The 23151-nt window shown below is 61.0% G+C and carries 15 protein-coding genes and 1 tRNA gene; 7 read left to right on the top strand and 9 right to left on the bottom strand.

The genetic code is table 11. The annotated features are described in order from the left end of the window. Positions 1-193: 193 nt before the first annotated feature. Both C461_RS00830 and C461_RS00825 read left to right on the top strand, forming a co-directional pair. Positions 194-940, top strand: coding sequence for an IclR family transcriptional regulator (locus tag C461_RS00830; RefSeq protein WP_007997750.1), 747 nt, complete (start codon positions 194-196; stop codon positions 938-940). A 60-nt stretch (positions 941-1000) separates the two neighbouring features. Next, positions 1001-1639, top strand: a complete 639-nt coding sequence (locus C461_RS00825; protein ID WP_007997749.1) for a bifunctional 4-hydroxy-2-oxoglutarate aldolase/2-dehydro-3-deoxy-phosphogluconate aldolase — start codon at positions 1001-1003, stop codon at positions 1637-1639. 77 nt (positions 1640-1716) lie between these two features. On the opposite strand, the gene C461_RS00820 is transcribed toward C461_RS00825, so the two are convergent. Next, a complete protein-coding gene (locus C461_RS00820) occupies positions 1717-3405 on the bottom strand; it encodes a sensor histidine kinase (protein ID WP_007997748.1) in 1689 nt (562 codons plus the stop codon). Between the two features lie 276 nt (positions 3406-3681). Between C461_RS00820 and C461_RS00815 the strand changes: the two genes are divergently transcribed. Further along, a tRNA-OTHER gene (locus C461_RS00815) sits at positions 3682-3770 on the top strand. An 888-nt stretch (positions 3771-4658) separates the two neighbouring features. On the opposite strand, the gene C461_RS00810 is transcribed toward C461_RS00815, so the two are convergent. Beyond that, positions 4659-5819, bottom strand: a complete 1161-nt coding sequence (locus C461_RS00810; RefSeq protein ID WP_239639075.1) for an outer membrane protein assembly factor BamB family protein — start codon at positions 5817-5819, stop codon at positions 4659-4661. A 179-nt stretch (positions 5820-5998) separates the two neighbouring features. Here C461_RS00810 and C461_RS00805 point away from each other — a divergent pair, with 179 nt between their 5' ends. Both C461_RS00805 and C461_RS16010 read left to right on the top strand, forming a co-directional pair. Beyond that, positions 5999-7987, top strand: a complete 1989-nt coding sequence (locus C461_RS00805; RefSeq protein WP_007997745.1) for a serine hydrolase domain-containing protein — start codon at positions 5999-6001, stop codon at positions 7985-7987. Positions 7988-8546: 559 nt separating this feature from the next. Continuing rightward, positions 8547-9635, top strand: coding sequence for a hypothetical protein (locus C461_RS16010; RefSeq protein WP_239639074.1), 1089 nt, complete (start codon positions 8547-8549; stop codon positions 9633-9635). A 303-nt stretch (positions 9636-9938) separates the two neighbouring features. Here C461_RS16010 and C461_RS00800 read toward each other — a convergent pair whose 3' ends face one another. The 3 genes from C461_RS00800 to C461_RS00785 all read right to left on the bottom strand — a co-directional run bounded on the left by C461_RS00800 (position 9939) and on the right by C461_RS00785 (position 13924). After that, on the bottom strand, positions 9939-11084 hold the full coding sequence (locus tag C461_RS00800) for an outer membrane protein assembly factor BamB family protein (RefSeq protein ID WP_080506231.1): 1146 nt from the start codon (positions 11082-11084) through the stop codon (positions 9939-9941). Between the two features lie 328 nt (positions 11085-11412). Then, positions 11413-12933: an ATP-binding protein gene (locus tag C461_RS00795; RefSeq protein ID WP_007997741.1), complete on the bottom strand. Its 1521-nt coding sequence runs from the start codon at positions 12931-12933 to the stop codon at positions 11413-11415. Between the two features lie 808 nt (positions 12934-13741). Then, positions 13742-13924 (bottom strand): hypothetical protein, encoded by a 183-nt coding sequence (locus C461_RS00785; protein WP_007997740.1) that lies wholly within the window; start codon positions 13922-13924, stop codon positions 13742-13744. A gap of 155 nt (positions 13925-14079) precedes the next feature. Here C461_RS00785 and C461_RS00780 point away from each other — a divergent pair, with 155 nt between their 5' ends. After that, on the top strand, positions 14080-14835 hold the full coding sequence (locus C461_RS00780; protein ID WP_007997739.1) for a glucose 1-dehydrogenase: 756 nt from the start codon (positions 14080-14082) through the stop codon (positions 14833-14835). Positions 14836-15156: 321 nt separating this feature from the next. Here C461_RS00780 and C461_RS00775 read toward each other — a convergent pair whose 3' ends face one another. Further along, positions 15157-16329: a tubulin/FtsZ family protein gene (locus tag C461_RS00775; protein ID WP_049906154.1), complete on the bottom strand. Its 1173-nt coding sequence runs from the start codon at positions 16327-16329 to the stop codon at positions 15157-15159. A 531-nt stretch (positions 16330-16860) separates the two neighbouring features. Here C461_RS00775 and C461_RS00770 point away from each other — a divergent pair. Further along, complete coding sequence (locus C461_RS00770) at positions 16861-18099, top strand: cytochrome P450 (protein WP_007997737.1); 1239 nt, start codon at positions 16861-16863, stop codon at positions 18097-18099. A 62-nt stretch (positions 18100-18161) separates the two neighbouring features. Here C461_RS00770 and C461_RS00765 read toward each other — a convergent pair whose 3' ends face one another. From C461_RS00765 to C461_RS00755, 3 genes are all read right to left on the bottom strand, one after another. After that, a complete protein-coding gene (locus C461_RS00765; RefSeq protein WP_007997735.1) occupies positions 18162-20465 on the bottom strand; it encodes a hypothetical protein in 2304 nt (767 codons plus the stop codon). Positions 20466-20750: 285 nt separating this feature from the next. After that, the gene (locus C461_RS00760; RefSeq protein ID WP_049906153.1) at positions 20751-22688 is read right to left on the bottom strand and encodes an ABC transporter ATP-binding protein; all 1938 of its coding nucleotides are present in this window, start codon (positions 22686-22688) and stop codon (positions 20751-20753) included. Between the two features lie 131 nt (positions 22689-22819). Then, on the bottom strand, positions 22820-23149 hold the full coding sequence (locus C461_RS00755; protein ID WP_007997731.1) for a 2Fe-2S iron-sulfur cluster-binding protein: 330 nt from the start codon (positions 23147-23149) through the stop codon (positions 22820-22822). Positions 23150-23151: the final 2 nt, after the last annotated feature.

Here is a 23151-nt window from a genome sequence, read left to right as displayed (position 1 = left end):
TTGCGTTTCCTTGGGGTGAACATCAGCCTATTATATACTATTTTCCAGATTCTGAGCGGCTCATACCTTAATTTCAAATTTTGTTTTTATAATCCATGCGTATTTAGCATGGTTCTATCTCTCGATCTCTGGTTGTGTTCTCCGATACTAAACAAACGTTATACACCTGTCGTTCATACCACTCTGAGAAACGATGGGGAACACGGACACTATCACCGTTCAGGCGACCGCGACGTCTCTCCGGATCGTCGAAGAGCTGTACGAGCGGGACGGCGGCGGAGTCACCGAATTAGCCGACACGCTAGACGTCTCGAAGAGTGCGGTTCACAACCACCTCTCGACGCTCTGTGCCCTCGGATACGTAACAAACTCGGGTGGCACCTACGAGCTCACCCACCAGTTTCTCCGGATCGGGTTCGGGACGAGAGAACGGAACCCCGTCTACCAGGCCGCACAACGCGAGATCCGCATGCTCGCGCGGAACACGGGCGCGGTCGCGAACCTCGTGGTTCCGGAAGACGCCGCCGCCGTCTATCTCCACCGGATCGGCTCCCGGGACCATCCCATCCCGGTGGGCGGCAGCGTCCGACTCCATGCGGCCGCGGCCGGAAAGGCGATCCTCGCGTATCGGTCAGGGGACGCGGTCGACGAGTACGTCACCCGCCACGGGCTCGACCGGAAGACCGAGCGGACCGTGACGGACCCGGCGACGCTCCGATCTGAACTCCGATCGATCAGGGACCGAAACATCGCGTTCGATCGCGGCGAACTCGACGAAAACTGGCAGTGCGTCGCCTCCCCCATCGTCGTCGACGGTGACCCCGTAGGCGCAGTCAGCGTCTCCGGACCGTCCGATGAGATGCAGGGCAAACGACTGGAGGAGGACACCGCCGGACTCGTCTCCAGTGCCGCGAAGACGATCGAACTCGAACTGCTGTGACGCGGCGCGGCCGCACCCGACACGGTCCGTTTTAATACCCCACCCGGGCAGATACCCATCATGCGAACTGCTCGACTCGGCCGGATCACGGACGGTGGGGTGATCGCGATCCTCCGCGGCGTCGACGCGGACGACGCCGTGGCGGTCGCGGACGCCGTCGTCGACGGCGGCGTGACAGCACTAGAAGTAACGGCGGACACACCGAACGCGATGTCGTCGATCGAGGCGATATCGGACCGCGTCGACGATGCGCTGGTCGGGGCCGGTACCGTGCTCGACTCGGAGACGGCGCGAGCGGCCCAACTCGCCGGCGCGGAGTTCCTCGTGACGCCGACGGTGAACCTCGAGATCATCCGGACGGCGAACCGCTACGGAACGCCGATCGCGGTCGGCGCGTACACGCCGACCGAGGCGCTTGAGGCCTACCAAGCCGGCGCCGACGCGGTGAAGGTGTTCCCCGCAAAGACCGGCGGCCCGGATCACGTCGCGGCGATCGGCGGTCCCCTCCCACAGATCCCTCTCATCCCGACCGGCGGCGTCGGTGGGGAGAACGCGGGCGCGTACGTCCGGGCCGGCGCGGTCGCGGTCGGCGTCGGCGGTTCGATCGTCGATCACGAGGCGATCGACGACGGCGCGTACGACCGGATCGAAGCGAACGCGCGAGCCGTCGTTGAGGCCGTCTCGGCGGCCCGAGACTGATCGGTTGGGTCACACGGGCTGCGTACGGAACGCAAATCACGCAATTCGTGTTGGAGCCAACACGACCACAGCACAGATCACTCTGTTCGGTTCGGAAGCGTAACGACGAGCACGTTCCCGTCGTCGTACTCGAAGTCGATACGACCGTGTAGCTTCTGTACACACCAATAGACGATCCACAAGCCGATCCCTCGTCCGTGCTGCAGCGGCGTCTCGTCGCCCGCACGGAGCGTTTCGATTTCCATTTCTGGGATCCGCTCATTTCTATCACGGATCTCGAAAACGACGTCGCCGTCGGTGTCCGGTGTGTCAGAGACGTTGATGATCACTGTTTGCTCGGGCGCTTCCGCGTGAATGATCGCGTTCTCGACGAGATTATCGAGCAGCACCGAGAGCAGTACCGAATCTGTTCGAAGCCGAAGCTCCGGTGGAGTGACGGTCCACTCAATCGTGGCGTCGCCGTGTGCAGCCGAATAGTGCTGCGTGACTTCGGCTATGGCGGTAGAGACATCCAGGTCCGCTGGGTCTCTGTCTCGGGTTTGAAGCTCCTCGAACGTGCGCGCCTTTTCAGCGATGGCGAGTAATCGATCGCTTGCGCCTTCGATTTTCCCCGCCTGTGCTGCTCGTTCGGGGTCCTCAAGCGTGTTTTTAAGCAGATCCGCATAGCCGCCGATAACCGTCGTTTCGTTCCGGAGGTTGTGTCTGAGAACCCGATTCAACACCGCGAGCTGCTGTTCACGCTGCCGGTCCTCGGTCACATCGTACAACACCAGCATACTCCCGACTGAGGTACCGCTCGGATCGGTTAAGCCCGTGAACGACACGGCAAACGTCTTGCCCCGCTCCGTACCGACCCTGAGTTCTCCGGTTTCACGGAGGGTTTCTAACCCGACGCCGAGGACGGTCTCGATGGCGATCGGTGCCGTGTTCATTAGCGTGCCCGGAAACAGGTCCGCTGCGCGATCGTTTGCGCGGACAATTTGTCGTTCCGTATCGAGGATGAGGACGGGATCTGAAAGTGAGTCTAGGCCGGTCCGTTCGGCCATCCGCTGTGTCGCGGGGTTCGTCTGGAACATATGCGTCCCGACGAACGCGTACGCATCCAGCGACACGTGGGCGAGCATCAGCGGTGCCGTGAGATGCAGTTGTGACACCGGACCGAGTTCCAACAGCCACACAGACACGCCAACTATCGGCGGGACGGTACTCAGGATGACCGCGATGGCTTCACGTCGATACAGCGGCCCGTAACTCAGTATCGCACCGATGAGCAGAAGTGAGCCGATCGCGGCGGTTCCCATAGAGAACAACAGGGCGAAGAGCCCCCACGGCTGGACCGTGTACTCGGCCGTTGCCAGCCCGAACACCGGGGCGATCTGAAACCCGGTCCACACGAGCTGATGAGCCGGATTCGTCGCAGCGAGGGCGACCGTAAGCAGCGGGACGACGGTGACGATCCCGAAAAGCGGCGTACGGATGAGGTCTCCGCGCCCCGTGTAATCGAGGCCGAACGCGAGAAAGGATGGGCCCATAACCCCCAGAGCAACGAACGCGATCGCTCCGAGCGCCATCCGGATCGTCGGGTCGAAGACGAGCAATCCGCCCCCGTAGGCGGCACAGAACACGGCGACGGCCGCGATATTCCCCATGAACCAGCCTGCTCCGGATCGCTCTCGCTGGTGGTACAGATACCACAACAGATACAGCGCGCCGGAACTGGCTCCGAGAGAGGCCAGAACGATTCCCGTTCCGAGCGCTCCCAACATCTCCTACATATGATCCGATAGGTACCAACTAGAACATTGTGGAGTATCGCTCGGCACCCGCGTTCACGTGGAATAGAGAATGACAAGCGATGACGATCACCGCGATCTGGAGACGGCAGCCGGACTCCGTCCCGACTGAAGCCGCGGACTGCCTTCTCGCCGGGCTGTTTGCGCGGGTTATCCACTGTATATCTTCCATTGCCCGACCGGATTGGAACAAGATGTCTCAATTATTTGGAAGGTAACTAATATACAAGGAGAACATGGGTGTATTGTGAAGGGGTCGCTCAGCCTGGTAGAGCGCCACTCCGGTGGTGGCAGTCTGAAAATGACTTGCTACAGCGGTTCAAATCCGCTCCCCTTCGTCTTTCACTCGGACGAGGTAGTTTATTTTAAATATCTATTAGACTGAGTGTCTGTATGATTGTGACGTTATCGGGCGTGCTCGCAGATACGCCACCAACAGCGGTTCTCGCTACGGTCGGTGCCCTCACCTTCGGTCTCGCACTCGCGCTCATCGTCTGTTGTTTTGATTAGGGCCATCTAGATGCCGAAGCGGCTCGTGAATCGATATTCAACCACTCACAAATACTTAATATAGTCCACGCAACGTACTGTTGTGCCCGATCAGGTCCCCCGTGGGGTCTTCGCACTCTCGACAGTTGCTGGTATTTGTTGGATTGCTCGGCTACTACGCCGTCAAATATGGCATCTCATAGAGCTATTTGGTGGTGTTGAACGTCTCATCGTTGGGATTTTCATGGTCATCGCAATCGAACATGCCGGTGAGATTCTCGTAACGCTTCTTGCTTTTCGTCTGTTCTGGATGGTTCTTCAGAGTGGTCGTTCGTTTTCGCAGTTGGGACGGAGAGTTCAGACTGCTGTCCTCGCTGGTTCGGTATTTCTGATCTTGACACCTTTTAGCTCTAACATGTTCTATTTTGTCGTCCCGCAACCAGATTCAAGCTTAGTAAGCACTATATTACTGATCAGCCGCAACATCTCTGTTGGGCTTCTTATTGGAACCCTTACCCTTCCGCGAATCACTGCTAAACTCTCATCCTCTCCGTGATTTTCGAGTGCTGCAGGCTCTGTTGAAACCCTCAGCAAGTGCTGTCTTCTGTTCTGATTGCGATGGATACTGAGACTCCGATATCGAGGAGAACACTAGCCAATTTGCATCGCGACAGAAACCGGCTGTGAGATACAGAAGTGCAACGGAGCAGCATGTGATCTCCTCCTGAAACGGACCGTCACTCAGCGGTCAGCGCGTGGATAGCTCCGTCGGCAGTGCCAGCGTAGACGGTTCCGTCGACGACTACCACAGACGACACCCAACTACCCGCGTCGAAGCGCCACTGTTCGGTGCCGTCGCTCGTAGCCAGCGCGTAGACCGCACCGTCGTTCCCACCGAGGTAGACAGCGTCAGTGGTCACTGCGGGTGAGGACCCGACGCTATCAGCTACCTCGAAGGACCACCGTTCGGTACCCGCGTCCGCAGTGAGCGCGTACGCGGTATCGTGACCGCCGATGTAGACCGTCTCGTCCAGTACCGCTGGCGGTCCTATCCAGACCGTTTCCATGGGGTCTTCCGGTTCGAACGACCACCGTTCGGTCCCGTCGGCAGCATTCAGTGCCCAGGCTCTTTTGCCGTGTTTGAGGTAGACGGTGCCGTCGGCCACCGCCGGGGTCGCGCTGTCCAGATAGCTGAACTCGTGGGTCCACTGTTCAGTGCCGTCAGCGGCGTCGAGCGCATAGGCGCTGCTCCCACCGATGTACACGGTGCCGTCGACGACCGCCGGCGACGCGTACGCGTTGAACCCCATCTCGAACGACCACCGCTCGGTGCCGTCGGTGGCGTCCAGCGCGTAGAGCACCCCCTCGTCGTCTCCGACACCTCCGATATAAACGGTGTCGTCGACGACCGCCGGAGCCGGAGCCACCTGTTTGCCGGTCTCGAAGACCCAGTGTTCGGTCCCGTCGCTGGCAGCCAGCGCACAGAGCGCCCCGTCGCCGCAGCCGACGTAGACGGTGTCGTCGACGACCGCCGGTGGCCAGCCGATCTGCCCGTCGGCCTCGACGGACCACTGTTCAGTGCCATCGCCCGCAGCGAGAGCGGAGATTACCCCGTCGTTGCTCCCGACGTAAACGGTGTCATCGAAGACTGCGAGCGAATATCCGATTCCACTCTGAGTCTGGACGACCCACTGTTCGGTGACTGAGCCGGTCGGGCCGGTCGCGCCCAGTGGCCCTCCCGTCCGGGCGGGGTTGTATCGGAACATCGGGACGCCGGAAGGAGCCGATCTCTCAGCTCCTATCCCCTCTTTGACGGTGCGTGAACACCCAGTGAGGCTGGCTACTCCGGCTACGCCGGCCGTTCGGAGGTATCTGCGTCGTGATATGGGGACGTTCACAACTGTACTCTCTAAGTAACATAAATAAAGTCAGTGAAAAAATAGGCCGTCGTAGACTCGTGGTTGGATTCCCCACCGCTATCAGGATATCTGCCCTGTGTGTTTATGTCTGTGAATGTCGAATTTCCGCCCATCCTGCCAGCAGTGTAGGCCAAGCAGTTCAGAAACGAGGTCGACCAATGTCCCAATCACAGACACCGATCGATGCCACCGGGGAGGACTGTCTGTACTCCGCGCACTCCCGACGCACCGTGCTTCGCGGGCTCGCGGCGACAGGGTCCGCAGCGCTCGCGCTCAACAGCACATCCGAGAGCGCGAGCGCGGCCGACCACGGCCGGCAGGGGCCCTCCAACGGACCACTCTCCGATCCGAATTCCTTCGAGACATTTCTCGACGGCGTACTGAACGCCCAACTTGACGCCCACGACATCCCCGGTGCGACTGTTGCGGTCGTAGACGGTGATTCGACGTTCACCAGGGGATACGGTGTCCGAGACGTCCGGACCGACGCGCCGGTCGAAGCCGACGAGACGCTCTTTCGCATCGGATCGACGTCGAAACTGTTTGCCTGGACGGCAGTCATGCAGGGTGTCGAGGCCGGCCGACTCGATCTCGAGACTGACGTGAACGAGTACCTCGATGATGTTACGATACCTGACACGTATGATCAGCCGATCACGCTCGACCACCTTGCGACTCATACTGCGGGGTTCGAGGAGCGCGCTCGTGGGACGTTCGTTCTGAACAAATCGGATCTGCGCCCGCTCCCGACGATGCTCCAGCATGAACGGCCGGCGAGAGTTCGGCCGCCGGGTGCGTTCACCGCCTACTCGAACTACGGAGCCGCGCTTGCCGGTCATATCGGCGCCGCGACTGCCGGGTCGTCGTTCAATGAGTATGTCGAAGCGGAGATCTTCGACCCGCTAGGGATGGACCAGAGCACGTTCGACCAGCCTGTCCCGGATGCTATCGATGGGACGCTCTCAAAGGGGTACACGACCCCGAACGGCCGGTACCGAGAGGGTGCTTTCGAGTACGTCGGTATGGCGCCGGCTGGATCGATGAGTACGACGGCAACCGACATGGCGCGGTTCGTCCGCGCTCACTTGCGGGGTGGCGCAACCGGCCAGGGACGTATCCTCGAGTCCGATTCCGTCGCGACGATGCACCGGCGACGATTCGGCAACGACGACCGACTAAACGGGATGTGCTTTGGGTTCTACGAACTGAGCCGAAAAGGCGTGCGTATCGTCGGACACGGCGGCGATACCGAGCAGTTCCACAGTCTGCTGGCGCTCTTTCCCGAACACGACGTCGGCCTATTCGTGTCGTACAACAGCCCCGGCGGTATCGAAGCCAGAGACGAACTGCTCGATGCGCTGCTTGCGGAGTATTTCTCGAGCGAGGAGTCGACACCGCTGCCCGATGGCGAGCCGACCCGGGCGAGCGATGTGGCCGGCACGTATCGCACACTCAGATCGCCGTACACCACGTCGGAGAAACTGTTGGGCGTGCAGTCGAACGTCTCCGTCTCCGTCGATGACCAGGGGCGACTCGTCACGACCGGTCCCGGCGGGTCGAAACGGTGGGTCGAGGTGGAAGAACTGCACTTCGAAGCCGTCGATGGGTCGGATGCACTGGCGTTCGGCGAGACGGACGGCGAAATCACGCACCTGTTCTTCGACAGCAGGCCTGCCTCGGCTTACGAACGACTCGGTGTCAGTGAGCAACCGGCCACGCACGCAGTTGCCGCTGGCTTGAGCATCCTCGTGTTTCTCGGCGCCGTCGTCGGGTGGACGGCGACGGGGCTCTGGCGATGGTACCGTGGTGCAACGCGAGACGGACCGAGCTCCCCACTCCGACACACTCGACGAATCGCTGGCCTCACAGCGGTGAGCTATCTCGCGTTCCTGATCGGATTGGCCGTCGTGGTGTTGCGCGACCCACAGGCGGCCCTTCTCGGGGACCCACTGCCGCTGCAAGTCGTCTTGCTATTGCCGGCTGTGGGAGCACTCGCGAGTGTCACGACCCTTGTCCTCGTCGGGGTGGCTTGGCGACAGGGCGTCTGGCGTCCCCTGACACGACTTCAGTACACCGCGGTCGGCCTCGTCGGCGTCGTCTTTGCGCTCGTGCTCGCGTACTGGAACCTCCTCTGGTACCAGATGTAGCGGCGTACCGTTCCACAACAAGCAATTCCGCCTTTGCGAGTGTTTAGCGGTGGATGGAGTCAAATAACCGACGAGATACAACGCACGAGTCGGCCACCAGTCGCCCTGTTATCAGGTAATAAATATAAGAAAGCTTATCATAACGTGTAACGTCTACAGTCTGATTATGTGTTCAGAGAGACGTACCAGTCACGGAGATACGGTGCCGTGTGCGACCGTCAGCCGTCGGTCACTACTCGCAGCGAGCGGGCTCGTTGCGGTTGGGTCGCTCGCTGGCTGTCTGAATCGGGTTGCGTCGTCAGTGACGAACACAGGGGCGTCTCCGGCAGCAGTGTTCGCGGGCGTTGGTAGACGACCGGGTTCCGGCGCAGGGAAGGTCTCACTGGAACTGGCTCCCGAGAGCCCGCACGTGGCTCGGCTGACTCCGGCGCTGGCCGAGCGAGTGGAGTTGGAAGGATGGGTCACGTCGTCTGCGGTGATGGCGCAGAATCACAATTCCTCGCGGAGTAACCGAACCGAGTCGTTGACGGGTGGAGACGGAGATTCGGATGGGGATGGCGTGGGTGACGCTGATGAGGACGATGCGCTCGTCGCGTATCTGGGCGGCGAGCCGATCGTCGGTGAGCGGTTTACCGTCTGCTTGCCTGATGCGGAGGTTCCGGGCGGGAACGGCAGTATCCGTGAGGCGGTGACGCCGGAGCGACTCATTAGCTATCTAACGGGCCAGTCAAACGGTGGCGGACGGGTTTACTCGTGGGGTTCGGCGAAGGCTGGTCCGGGGGGATCTGCTGGGTCTGGTGATTGTGATGACGGCGACCCAGATCAGCACCCGGGTGCGGTGTGCGGGACGACGCCGCACTTCGTCGCAGAGGTATCGAAGCCAACGGCGACGGGCGGCGGCCTTGCCGTCGTTCGAGCGGACGACGGGACCGTTGTAGTGATCAACTCGCCGGCGAACGCTGACGGCGGTCCGACTGTCGTGCGGGTCTCCGCAGGTGGTGGGTCGGACGGACCCGAATCGTCGACTGAAGCAATCTACCAAGCATGGAGTAGTGGTGCGTCGGACGGCGGTGAGAAAGCGACGTCAGAAATCTCCGAGACGATCGTGACGCAGGTGCTGGTCCAGCCGCCGGGATGCCCGCGCCCGTTCCCGGCGTTGTTCTACGTGGGTCGCGCGATGAGCGATGACCAACTTCTCTACTCTGGTGGATGGGTTATCGACGACGCTACCCTGTACGAAGATTCAGTGACGGCCCTTTCGATGGCGGGATCGGCGCAAGTAGTGGGTATCGAGTGCTGTTTCGATTACTCCGACGCTGATGGCGACGGGTTCGGTGACATGGTGGCGCGTTTAGGGCTGAGTGAGCGAGCTCTTCGAGGGGCACAGATAGAATCAGGGACGGTCAGCGCACTGATCGAGACCGGTACGCTTTCCGAAGATGGGGGTGGGAACGTGTACTGTTGGGGAAGCAACGAGTACTCGAAAGAGAACTCTGAGTCTTGCGGAGAGACTGATGGAGGTGGCGACGAAGTGATGGTAACGCACTGTCCGTTAGACGCACCGATACTTCACTTAGTGAACGCGGGAAGCGCGTCGAGTGAGGTGAAGTTCAAAGCAGGGGCCGAGCTATCGAAATCGGTGAAATAACGGTCCCGTCTCAGTGGTTCTATTGCTGTTCGGCCTGCCCTAACGGGGCACACCGACGCCATTGTTTTGATACGGCTGCTTGAACGCCACCGACCAGCCGATAGGTGAGACGTGAGTACCGACTCTGATTTCGTCACTGGCTACCAGCACGCGTCTCGTTCCCGGCTAGACAACCGGCTATCGAGAAGTCAGAAATACACTGGTTGCCTGTCCAGCTCTCTTGTATTGACCGCAATCGGGTCAGAATGCCTCACTTCCTGAGGATCTCAAAAATGCGAAATCCGGAAACAGCTTGGGCCTCCTTTAGCTGGGGGGCATCGTTCCATCCCACTCGTGGTGATGGCCGAGCGTCCCCAGCGCTACGCGAGACCCTTCACTGGATCCTTCAACACCTGCATCCAACGCATACACGCGGCCATCATAACTTCCGACAAAGAGTGTCCCATCCACCACCGTAGGCGAGGACCTAACGTCACCGTCTGTTTCGTAGCGCCACTGTTCGTGACCGGTTCGAGCGTCCAACGCGTAGATGTTGGAGTTGTCGCTGCCCACGAAGACTGTCTCCCCAACGCCCGTTGGAGAGGAGGCGACGCGCGAATCGGTGTCGAACTTCCACTTTTGCTCACCTGTCTGTGTGTCGAGAGCATACACTGCTCCCCGTTCGTTCCCGACGAAGACCCACCCATTCATCGCCGTTGGTGACGACGACCCGATTTTGCTTTCGGTCTCGAATACCCACTTTTTCTCGCCGGTCTGGGCGTCCAGCGCGTAGACCATGCGGTCGTCGCTCCCAACGAAGAGCGTGCCGTTCCTGACCGTTGGTGACGACCGAACTGAAGAGCCGGTTTCGAATGCCCATTTCTTCTCGCCGGTCTGGGTGTCCAGCGCGTAGACCCTGCGGTCGTTACCACCAACGAAGAGCACCCCATCCATCGCCGTTGGCGACGACTGTATCGAAGTGATCGTTTTGATTTTCCACTCCGCTGCACCCGTCCGAGCATCCAACGCATACACGGTCCCAGCGTCATTCCCGACAAAGACGAGATTATTGACCACGAGAGGAGATGTTGTAACTGTGCGGTCGGTGTCGAAGGTCCACTCCCGCTCGCCAGTCTCCGCATCCAGTGCGTAAACGTTGTCATTACTGCCCCCAACGAAGAGCGTGCCGTTCCTGACCGTTGGCGAGGAGCTCCGTAGCTGATCGCCGCCGTCTTCGAATTTCCATCGCTCCTCGCCCGTGTCGGCGTCTAGTGCGTAGATATTCCGACTTGCGGTGAAGACGAGTCCGTCCACCACTGTCGGCGACGACTCGACATAGCCCTGGGTCTCAGAGATCCATTGACGACGGTCGTCGTCAGCGCTGCGACGACTACAACCGGCGAGAGCAACTGCGGTGCCTCCGGCTAGGGCCCGGAGGACGTCACGCCTAGCCGGTCGGACTCGATGCATAATTCTACGTTTAAGTACTGAAATAAATAAACCCGATGGCTCTGTTGGAATGCCCGGTTGATGACAATTTGAAGAGCCCTTGCTGAATACGGGGCGCGAGCGCAGCACATTTCCTACCCAATCTCCGGAAGGTCGATCGGTCTGTCGTTGGTGTCTATCGCGCGTCGTTATAGCCACGAAAAACGAAATTGCCGACCCAGAGCAAGGCGATCACGACGCCAACAAAGTTGCTCACGCATCACCAGTATGTATCATCCGTAGTGTTCACACCTCAACAAATCTCAGGTACTAACCCCGATTCGGACAACTATTCAACGTGGTCGGACTATCAACGATTTTCAACGACACGGTTTATTAGAAAGTGTTGGTTAGGAAGTATTTCGGTCTTTGACGAGTACTCTAAGACGTATTGATTCCCGTCTGTGGCTTCAATAACGACCGTGTCTCGGGATTTCTCGCTGTTCGTGATCTCAGACCAAACCGTCTCGAATTCTTCCGGCCCCTGGTAGAATTTCCGAACCGAGCGACCCAGCAGGTCCTTTCGAGAAAGCCCTAATACTGATGCCGTCTCGGCATTCGCATCGAGTATCCGTGCGTCATCGTTGAGAAACACCATCGCATCGGGGGCCTCTTCGAACGCGATCTCGTACCTGTCTCTGGCTCGTTGGAGTTTCATCATCCCCTTTTCACTCCTCGTGCCCGCTGTCCGTGGAAGGCGTACAGTTAGGGTCGTTCCCTCGGCGGAAACACTCGACTCAATCGTCCCATCATGACTGGTGACAATCCAATAGGCAGTCCACAGTCCCAACCCCCTTCCGTGCGAGAGCGGCAGCTCTTCGCCGTGGGTGAGGACGTCTGCTTCAATATCGGGGAGTCCCGGACCGGTATCAGATATTTGAATAGACACTGTGCTATCGGTGCTATCAACGGTTAGTGTGACTTGTGATGAGTTTCCCCCGTGCTTGGCCGCGTTTTCGATCAGCTCTCTTAATCCGCGTGCGAGGCTCGGCATCACTTCCGCTCTCACTGGCTTGTCTGCTTTCACCTCGATAGCGGTGTCTGGATACGACTCAGCGACGGCATCAGCGGCATCCCTGACCAAGGCCGTGATATCTGTTAGCTCGTATTTCGACTCGGTGTTGATGATAACGTCTAATTTACGGGCCTTTTGGCTCAACTCCAGCAGTCCATCGATATGCCGTAGTACGGTCGCACTCAGCCGGTCGTCCTCCAGTTTTTCAGCCATCAGCTGTGTATAGCCCCGAATCACGGTCATGTCATTCCGGAGATTGTGTCGGAGCACTCTGTTGAGAACTGTGGCGCGATTTGTCTCTCTGGTGAGTTCCGAATCAAACTGCTGGTGAACGAGTTCTCGCTCGAGAACTTGCGCCGTGAGTGTAACGAACAGAATCTCTGTGTCGCTAAATGATTCGGAGCGAGGATCCTGCCCAACGAAACCCAGTATACCGTACAGTTCTTTGTTCACTTTGATCGGCGTTCCGATGTAGCAACCGGGCTCGACGCCTTCAGATACGTCTCGGTTCCATCCGGCCTCCGACACATTATCGAGTGTGATGATCTCGTCTTCTCTCGCCGTCCGCCAGCAGTACGGTTCGATGTACTCGGGGTCTTCTCCGAAATGGTCAGCACAATCTGTGGATTTAGCAGACGCAAGTACAGTTATCTCCTCAATCTGCTCGTTGACGCGCGATAGATATCCTCGCTCAAGATCGAGGTACTGATCCCCGATCTGTAGTACGTCGCGGACTCTCTCGTAAAGTGGAGCCTCCTGTCTGAGAATCGGCTTCAGCCTCTGAACCGTCTCCATGACCGACTGAGAAGAGTCCATAAAGAATAATTGGTTGTTATGTTATAAAATCTATAGTTCCCGGTGATTGTTACACACCGAAATTACGAGGGTAGTATCGACGTGTGCAGCGAGGAGCGTGAATCGGATGCGGAACGCAGGGAGTCGATCGAGATCCAAATCTGGGAAATTATCCACCAAGAACGGGTGTGTACCGAGCTGTCTGTCGAGTTTTTCTGGACGACCCCGACCGTCTTGATACCAGTTTATAGTGCTCTATCGCAGTATACTGGGCTCATAGTTCGTTTTATGATCGCACCGTGTGTGTCCCGAAACGATGGGAGCGACTGGCAGCGTTCGGCAGCGGTGTAGAGTCGCGGCGGAACCGAACCGCGATAGGGCCGTGACGCTGTACGGTTCCGACGGTCGAACGTATCAAGTCATCGACTCGGCCACAGCGGTCCGCGAGCAGTTAAAACAACTGGGGCCTGGCGACACCGTCGGAGTCGTCCTTGAACCGGTCCGGTGTCGGGGAGACGGCTGGCGGATCACCCGGCTAGACGAAATGACTCCACGAAAGTCGTTTGAGAGACCACTTTCCGACCCGGAAGACCAATTCGCCACGGAACAGACCTCTCGGTAGACACACCAAGATAGTCTGCCATGTGCTGATCGGCGAATATTTTGCTCTCATCCAGCATACCTCTGTTTTCACAGACATTTATGCGCGTCATCCGCTCATAACCGCTGAAACGTGCCACAGGCGGGGAATTTCACCAGAGCCGGAAGGCCGGCGAACCGTGACCGTCGCGGTGACGCACTGTGACGAGACTCGGCTCCTGGATGTCGATCACACCGAGTCGGTTTGCCACCCGATGAACTTCTCGAATCCATACGTGAACCCAAGGAAAATAACGGCGAATACGAACCAACGAAATACGTCGAACGTACCCGTGAAAGCGAGGACGTTGAAAATGTACGATAGCGACGCCCCGACAAACGCGGCCACGTAGAGGTTGCGCCGGAGGTCCATAGCGGACACTCAACCGAATCCGGATTAATTCTTTCCCAGGTATCGACGCCTGTATCTCACAAATTGATTCCGTCTCGTCTATTCGTTCGATAGATATATCATGAATATTTGCGAATAGTTACCATGTCACGTCCAACGACGTGGCGGTTAACATCATGAACGGAATTCAAGACGGAGTCGCGGTCGTCACTGGCGGTGGGTCGGGAATCGGTCGACAGTCGTCACGTCGATTCGCCGAAGCGGGGGCGAAGGTCGTTGTCGCCGATGTCGACGAAGGCGGCGGCCACGAGACGGTCGAGATGATCGAGAGCGACGGCGGTGAAGCGACGTTCGTCAGGACGGACGTCACTGACTCCGACGATGTAGACGCGATGGTACAGACGGCGCTTGACGAATATGGCGGGCTGGACTTCGCACACAACAACGCTGGCATCGCGGACGAGGGGACCCGCCTCGCCGACTACGACGAGGCGGAATGGGACCGAATGATCGACGTGAATTTGAAAGGCGTCTGGCGGTGTCTGAAAGCCGAGATACCGGAGATGATCGAACGCGGTGGCGGAGCCGTCGTTAACACCTCTTCGGTCGCCGGCGTGAGCGCGAACGGGAGCGCACACTACGCCGCCAGTAAACACGGCGTTATCGGACTGACTCGACGGGCGACAGTTGACTACGCCGAAGACGGAATCCGGTTCAACGCGGTCTGTCCCGGCGTCATCGACACGCCGATGGTCCAACAGGCGGGCGAGGATAACACAGAGGAGATGGACCGTATCACTGCGGGGATCCCTGCAGGGCGTCTCGGTGACCCTCGAGAGATAGCCGACACCGTCGTCTGGCTCTGTTCTGCGGACGCGTCCTACGTAATGGGACAACCGATAATTGTGGACGGCGGATTGCTCGCCCAGTAGCAACCCGCGATCGATCTCTCCACCCTCAACGTCGGAGCTTTCACCTTTGATTTTCATACGGCAAGTGACAGCATCTACGCACAGATTCTCCAGACGGCACTCGATGGACACCCCGACTGTGTGTTGATAATTGATCCGAGCCCCGCGGACGTTGAGACTACGGGGGCGTCTTGGAAACCCGGGTAGCAGCAGAGTCAGAAATGAACAACAGGCAGTTCTGGCGAGCGATAGACGACCTCACAGACAGATGCGACAATTGATATCCTCCTCGCCTTTCAGCGCGAGGTTTGAGCCTCGAGATTTCCGTAAGCTACCGCAGCCTCAAAACAACGACTCCAACTCCCCGTCACTGTCCATCAACTCCGAGAACCGGCCCTCGCTTTCGTCGGTGATCTCACCGATATTTTGCTGCGCCTCGATGGCGATCTGCTGAAGCTCTTTCACTCGCGGGACGTTCGTCACGCCACCGAGTAGGACGAGCGCTGCGACTGTCCCCTCCCCGCGCCGCGGATAGTCGCCACCGCGGACCTCCATCGATCCCGTCTGCTCTTCGAGCCACTTGCGCCCGTGCTCGATCCCCTTTCGGTTGAGATACTCCGACGGGCCGGCGACGACGAGCAGCGCTCGCTCCGTGCCCTTCACCTCACAGGGCAGCGTGAGCCGACCGAGCGTTGCCTTTCGGACGAGACTCGTAACCCGGTTGGTCGTCTCCGTGCTGTCGATCTCACTTCCAGAATTACCGCGGAGCCGCGAGAGCAACCCTCCTCGCTCAGGTTCGTCCACCTCGACGTCGGCATACCCAAGCGAGGATATCCCGCCGCCTTTGAGCGTATTGATGATCTCTGAGGAGTCGACCACGCTTTCGGCGACGTCGCTCCCCGGAACCACCTCACCTGCACTGAAGAGCACGCCGAACCGGTGTACGAGCTCCTTGTTGATCGCGTCGAACCCTTCCCCGACAGACTCGCCCGACCTGCGCCACGCGTCGTTGTCGAACAGCATGAGGTTGTCCACCTCGTCGACGAACGTCTTGAGCGATCGCGCGGCGTTCAGCGTGTATATCCCGCCTTCGTCGCTGCCAGGCAAGATACCCAGTCCATACACAGGCTCGGTGTGGATCCGCTTGAGGTGCCGGGCGATCACGGGCGCACCGCCCGAACCTGTTCCACCGCCGAGTCCCGCAACCACGAGGAACGCGTCGATCTCGTGGACCGGCACCGAATCAAGCGCCCCTTGGATCTCGTCGATGTCCTCTTCAGCAATCTCCGCGCCCATCTCGTTGTCCGCGCCTACTCCGTGACCCTTCACACGAGCCTGACCGATCAGGATTCGTCGATGCTCAGGGAGGCGATCGAGCCCCCGTAAATCCGCTTTCGCCGTGTTGACGGCGATCGCCCCGCGAACGATGTCTGCACCCGTTCGCGCATCGTACGCTAAGAACTCGTCGACCACCTTCCCACCCGCCTGTCCGACCCCGATTACTGCGAGTTTCATGCGAACACACCACAGGTAACTACGCAAGGCAAATGGATAAAGATTAGAAGGCGAATGAGATCGGGTGGAAGCCGTCGTCATGCAAGGGGAACCGATACCCACCTCCGTGGTCTCTCTCGTGAGTTAGCATGCGCTTACCCCCTGTGAGCGCGTCCAAGACCGTCCGGAGGGACGCCGCGTGGGCACCTGTGAACTCCTCGGAGTCTTCTGGAGCTTCGTCGTCTTCATCCGATCATCGCTGTCGCCTCTCCCGGATTTCACGCCGCTGTCCATGTCGATCACTTCGTGTTCGCGGTTGACGCAGTGGCGATCTCACTTTGTTCACGCATGAGAGCTTCACGAGCGATTCACGAGAGCTTCACGCGACCTGCCGTTGTATGGCCTCGCGCGATGCCTTGGTGGGATGGAAAGCGGACGGAGCGTGAGTCTCTCTGGCTTCGGTTTGTGGAAGCCCGTCGACGGGAGCTGGACGATCCACACTCTGCATCGGAGCCCCGTGATTTTAGCCCATCCGCCCCTAAATGTGAGAATATGAGCTCGGCAGGTCCCCAGGGGCTCCAAGCCGTCCCCCGAGAACTCCAAGACCGTGAAGCGTGGCTCGATCCGTTCGACTGGTACGAGCGGATGCGCGAAGCGGCGCCAGTCCGATACGACCCGGAGCGCCGAACGTGGGACGTCTTCCGGTACGAGGACGTGAAACGCGTGTTGAACGACGACGAACTCTTCTCGGCGGATCCCCAGAAAGCAGACGATTTTGTCGAACCCGAAGCGCCGGGAGAGGGACTGATTCTCGACACGATGCTGTTCGAAGATCCGCCCCGCCACGGCGAACTTCGGGGCGTCGTAGACGAGTGGTTCCAGCCCCGGACGCTTGCCGACCGCGAGCCTCACTTCCGGGAGCTGGCGGGCGAGTTGCTCGACGACGCCGTCGGACCGCACGGGCAGATGGACGTCGTCGCAGACCTCGCGTACCCGTTCCCGGTAACGGTTATCGCCGAACTGCTCGGCATCCCGCCGTCGGACCGCGACCGGTTCAAGACGTGGTCGAACACCATCGTGGAAGCCGCGAGCGACGAGGAGAACGCAGACGCGTTCGCGGAGCGCCAACAGCAGACCCAGATGGAGATGGCTCAGTACTTCTTGGAAATGATAGAAGACCGCCGCGAGGACCCCCAAGATGACCTCCTCTCGGTGATCGTTACCGCCGAGTCCGACGCGGGTGGACGGCTCTCCCGCGAGGAGGCACTCGGCATGTGCATCCTGTTGCTCGTCGCGGGAAATATCACGACGACGAACCTCATCGCGAACGCGGTGCGGTGTTTCGCGGAGGCGGACGGCGATCTGTTCGACGAGTTACGCGGTGACGACCGCGCGCTCACGAGCGCTATCGAAGAAGTGCTTCGATATCGGTCGCCGGTGCAGGCCATGGGCCGGGTCGCCACCGAAGACGTGACCATGCGCGGCGAGACCATCGAGGCGGGTGATCGGGTCATCGTCTGGCTCGGCTCCGCGAACCGCGACGAGCGTCAGTTCGAGGCGGCCGATACGTTCCGACCGAACCGATCGCCCACCCAGCACCTCGGGTTCGGTCACGGCACCCACTACTGTCTGGGTGCGCCGCTGGCCAGACTCGAAGCCAAAGTCGGGCTGTCAGCGCTGCTCGATCGCATCGAACACGTGCGGCTCACGGAAGCGCCCCTCCAGCCGACCCGAAGTTCCTTCATCTACGGCGTCGAATCGCTCCCGATCCGATACGACGAGCGACGGTAGATCGCGTTACCGGGACGACCGAGGTGGGTCGAGAGAACCCCCCGGCCCGTTGTCCGCAACAGTCAGTCGTCGAGGAGCTCGTCGACGGTCACCCGCTCGCCGTCGAGCCGGATGTAGAAGTCGGCGTCACCGCGACTCCGGAACGCGACGACCGAACCGGTGATACGGAAGGCGTCGCCGTACCCTTCGTTCCCGGTCGATCCAGTGACCGTGACGGTCCCCTCGTTGTTCTCCCGGATTCGGTCGTCGTCCTCGGCTTTGACCCGGTCGTTCAACCGGACGGGCTCGATGTCACCGGTGACGGTGAGGTCATAGCGCACCTCGCCGGTTTCGGTCGCGACGATCTCGAAGAGGCGTTCGCTGTCGTCGTCATCGTCATCGTCCTCGTCATCGTCCTCGTCGAGGAGTTCGTCGACACTCACCCGCTCGCCGTCGAGTCGGATGTAGAAGTCGGCGTCACCGCGACTCCGGAACGCGATGACCGAACCGGTGATACGGAAGGCGTCGCCGTATCCCTCATTCCCGGTCGACCCGGTGACAGTGACGGTACCGTCGTTGTTCTCTCGGATACGATCGTCGTCCTCGGCTTTGACCCGGTCGTTCAGCCGAACGGGCTCGATGTCGCCGTCGACGGTGAGTTCGTAGCGCACCTCGCCCCGCTCGGTCGCGATGAGTTCGAAGAGGCGTTCGCTGTCGTCGTCATCGTCATCGTCCTCGTCATCGTCGTCCTCGTCGAGGAGTTCGTCGACGCTCACCCGCTCGCCGTCGAGTCGGATGTAGAAGTCGGCGTCGCCGCGACTCCGGAAGTCGGTAACTGCTCCGGTAAAGCGGAAGGCGTCTCCGTACCCTTCGTTCCCGGTCGACCCTCTGACGGAGACAGTGCCGTCGTCGTTCTCCCGGATTCGGTCGTCGTCCTCGGCTTTGACGCGGTCGTTCAGCCGAACGGGCTCGATGCCGCCGTCGACGGTGAGTTCGTAGCGCACCTCGCCCCGTTCGGTGGCGATGATCTCGAAGAGCCGTTCGTCGTCATCGTCGTCTCCGTTGTCGTCCCCGCCGCCGTTGTCGAAGTCATCCGCCGCGAACCGGCTGAGGAGGCCGTTGGTGCTGTCGTCCCCGCGGCCGTAGCCGACCGGGAGGTACTCGCGGCGCGAGCCCCGACTCCGGGTGGTGAGTCCGAAGTATTCGCTGTTCGGCACGGACGAGCGGTCGCTGCCGAGCCGGTTGCCGTCATCGTCGAAAGCCGCGATCCACCCCCGGCCGTCACGCCGGCCGGCGAACACCGCGCCGTTCTCGGTCGCTTCGACGGCGTGGAACCCGTCTCCGCCGGAGGCGTCCTCCCACACTAAGCGTCCCCGCCGATCGAGTTTCGCGGCCCACGATCGACCTTGCATCTTGTAGTCGTGGAGCTCTCGAACGTTCTCTTTGGCGCCTGCGACGCCGGCGACGAAGAAGCCGTCGTCGACGGCGGCCACGTCGCGGAACTCGTTGTTCCGGCGCCGATCGAGGCGGTAGGTCCGGCTCCAGCGCGGACCGCCGTCGTTGCCGATTCGAAGCGCCCACGCCGCGGTGTTCGTGGATTCAGTCGGACCGTCTGGGGAGGTCTCGCCGACGATGAGATAGCCGTCGTCGACCGAGGCGACGCCGTTGAACTCCGAGTGATGGTCGTCGTCGTCCCAGCCGTCGCTCGGCCCGTTGGGATCGTAGGCACGCTGCCATCGGACGCGGCCGCGGCGTCCCCGCTCGATTTCGACGACCCAGCCGTCACCGGTGCGCTCGTCGAGGTACTCGCCGCCGATGGTCCGTCCGACCAGCAGGAACCCGTCGTCGGTGGCGACGCCGTCGGCGAAGTCGTCTCGGAAGGAGTTGACGCCGTCGCGGTTGTACACCCGGCTCCAGCGCGGGATGCCGTCCGATCCGGTCCGGGTGAGCCAGCCGTAGCGACTGTCGGAGCCGAGCGTGTGCCACCAGCCGACGAGGAGGAATCCCCCGTCGCCGTCGGGAAGGGCGAACTCGAGACCGTCGTGATCCTCGCCGCTGTCGGTCTGCCGCAGGTGCCGCGGCGAGAGGTAGGCGTAGTTCCACACCACGTCGAGGTCGTCGTCCAGCCGAACCGCCCAGCCGACCTGCTCGCTCGCGCTGTTGGTCCTGATCCCAGTCAGGAGGTATCCCCTTTGGGCCCGCAGTATCGACCGGAACGACGACCAGCGCGGCGTTTCGAAGAGTCGGTCGTTTACGGGAGCGCCGGCGACGCTGTCGAGGCCCCCGAGGGCGCTCCCACCGGCCACGAGCGCGGAGAGCGTAAGGAACCCCCGTCTCCCGAGATCCCGTTCGGTGACGTCGTCCGACCGCTGATGGTCTCTCTGCATACGTTTTCCACAGCCCCGAGTGACTTTGTTACCCGATCGCTGGTCCCGAAGACAGCGAAGTAGCACCGCCGTACGTACCCGTGAATGTCGACCGCTTCAAGGCCGCCACGGTAGGGTCACCGTTCGGGATGTCGGCACAGTACGCGACTGTTCACCTCCCCCGTTCCCGCCGGCCGCACCGCGGCTACGTCGCGGCTACGTCGCGGCCATTTCCGACACGACCGTCGGTGAGTATGTTCACCGTAGCGGCCGACCGCGCCAGAGTAATTGTCAGCTCGGTGCCCGTTACCCAGACAGGTCTTCAGACTCCTCGTCGTCGAGGTCGACGACCGCCTGTCGCCGGAGAGCGCGTTCGAGAAACTCTCGCGGGAGCGACGCGAGGTCACCCGTCTGCACCCGCCAGAAGTTCGCGTACAACCCGTCGGTCTCGAGTAACCCCTCGTGCGTGCCGTCCTCTACCACCTGCCCGTCGTCGAGGACGAGGATCCGGTCGGCCGTCCGGACGGTCGATAGGCGGTGCGCGATGACGAAGGTGGTCCGATCGGCGGCGAATTCGGCGAGCCGGTCTTGGATGAGCGCCTCCGTCTCGGTGTCCACCGCCGAGGTCGCCTCGTCCAGCACTAATATCGCGGGGTCCTTGAGCATCGTCCGTGCGAGCGCCAGCCGCTGGCGCTGGCCGCCCGAGAGCTTCACCCCTCGCTCGCCCACCCTCGTCTCGTACCCGTCGGGCAGGTTCTCGATGAACCCGTGAGCCTGTGCCCGCCGGGCGGCCCGTTCGACGTCGTCGTCGGTCGCGTCGAAGGTGCCGTACCGGATGTTCTCTCGAACGGTGCCGAAGAAGAGAAACGGCTCCTGGCTGACGTAGCCGATCGACCGCCGGAGGCTCCGGAGCGTCACGTCGCGGACGTCCTGCCCGTCGATCCGGATGGCGCCGTCGTCGATGTCGTACAAGCGCGGCAGCAGCTTCAACAACGTCGACTTGCCGGCGCCGGTCGGGCCGACCACCCCGACGGTCGCTCCGCCTTCGATTGCGAAGTCGACGTCGCTGAGCACGGTCTCTCCCGAGTAGGCGAACCGAACGTCGTCGTAGGTCACGGCGCCTTCGGTGACCGCCAGCGGGCGAGCGTCGGGACGGTCCCGAACTGCGGGCTCACGAGCGAGCACGGCTTGAACCCGACTGCCGGCGGCCTTGGCCCGCTCGTAGTCGTCGACGACGTCGCCAAGCCTGATGATCGGCCAGAGGAACTGCTGAGCGTAGATGACGAAGGTGACGAACGCCCCCGGCGTCAGCGCGCCCGTCAGGCCGAACGCCGGGCGGCCGAGCACCCACAGCCCGCCGACGAGGAAGGTGATCGCGAAGCCGACGCCGGAGATGACGTTCAGCCCGGGGAAGTACGTGATCCGAACCTTGATCGCCGAGAGGTTGGCGGCGAGGTACTCGTCGGAGGCCTCGGCCACGCGCTCGGTCTCGAACCGCTCGGCCCCCTCGCTTTTGATGACCTCGATACCGCTGACGTTGTTCTCCAGCCGCGAGTTCAGGTCCCCGATCTCTTCGCGGATCGAGAGGTACCGCGGCTCGATCAGCCGGGTGAACAGAAGGGTGAACGCCGCGAGCGCCGGAATCGGCAACAGGGTGACCACCGTCAGCGGGACGTTCAGTCCGACGAGGATCAGCCCGATGCCGACGACGGTCGCGACGATCCACAGCGTCGCACTCAGCCCGTCCTCGAGGAACGTCTCGAGGGCGTTGACGTCGTTGTTGAGGACACTCATCAGATCGCCCGTGCGACGGCTGGTGAAATAGGCGAGTTCCAGCTCCTGAAGGCCCTCGTAGGCGTCGACTCGAACGTTGCGCTGGACGCGTTGAGCGAAGACGCTCCATCCCCAGTCCTCGATCCACGACGCCACCGCGCCGGCGACGGTCGCCGCGAGGAGAATTCCGATCGAGAAGTACAGTTGCGTAACGTCTGTGCCCGGTATAACGCTCTCCGGGACCAGCGGAAGCGTGTACGGTCGCTCAGCGAGAAAGATGGCGTCGACGGCCAGTCCGATGACAAACGCGGGGATCAACCCGAAGCCTCGGCCGAGAATCGTGGCGACGGCGCCGAGCACAGCGTACCGGCGGCCGGTACCGTACTCGGAATACAACAGCCAGATCGGGTTCTCGGACAACGAACTCGGCCTATTTAAATCGTCAACGGACTGTTCGTGGTCCGTGCCCATACCGTGTTACCTCTCCTGCGCGGGACAAGAGCCTACGGGTGAGTTGTCTCGACACCCACGGGGCCGAAGACACGCTGATAGCGGATTCATTCATCAGCTGGCCGCGAGAAATCGCTTGACTGCGAGGGGCCTCACTTCCAGGGCGTGCCGACGACTTCGGCCTGGATTCCGTAGCCGACGCGTAGCCGACAGTCGGTTTCGGGCGTGGCGATACAGGGAAGCACGTACCCGGCGTCTCGGGAGGCCTGCTTCAGTGCCCGTGGCGACGCCTGATGGCACACCTCGCCGTCGAGCAGCTCCGCGGTGCAGGTGCCGCACGCTCCGTACAGACAGCCGTACGGAAGAGCCACGTCGGCCCGTTCCGCGGCGTCGACGATGGTCTCACCCTCCTCGACGCGGACCGTCTCGGTCCGCTCGTTCGGGCCGACGAGTTCGACAGCGTGGGTCGTCGCGTCAGTCACGA

This window comes from Halorubrum aidingense JCM 13560 (genome assembly GCF_000336995.1).
GTDB lineage: Archaea > Halobacteriota > Halobacteria > Halobacteriales > Haloferacaceae > Halorubrum > Halorubrum aidingense.
Note: the sequence above shows the minus strand (reverse complement) of the source record. Positions and strands in the feature narration are given on the sequence as shown.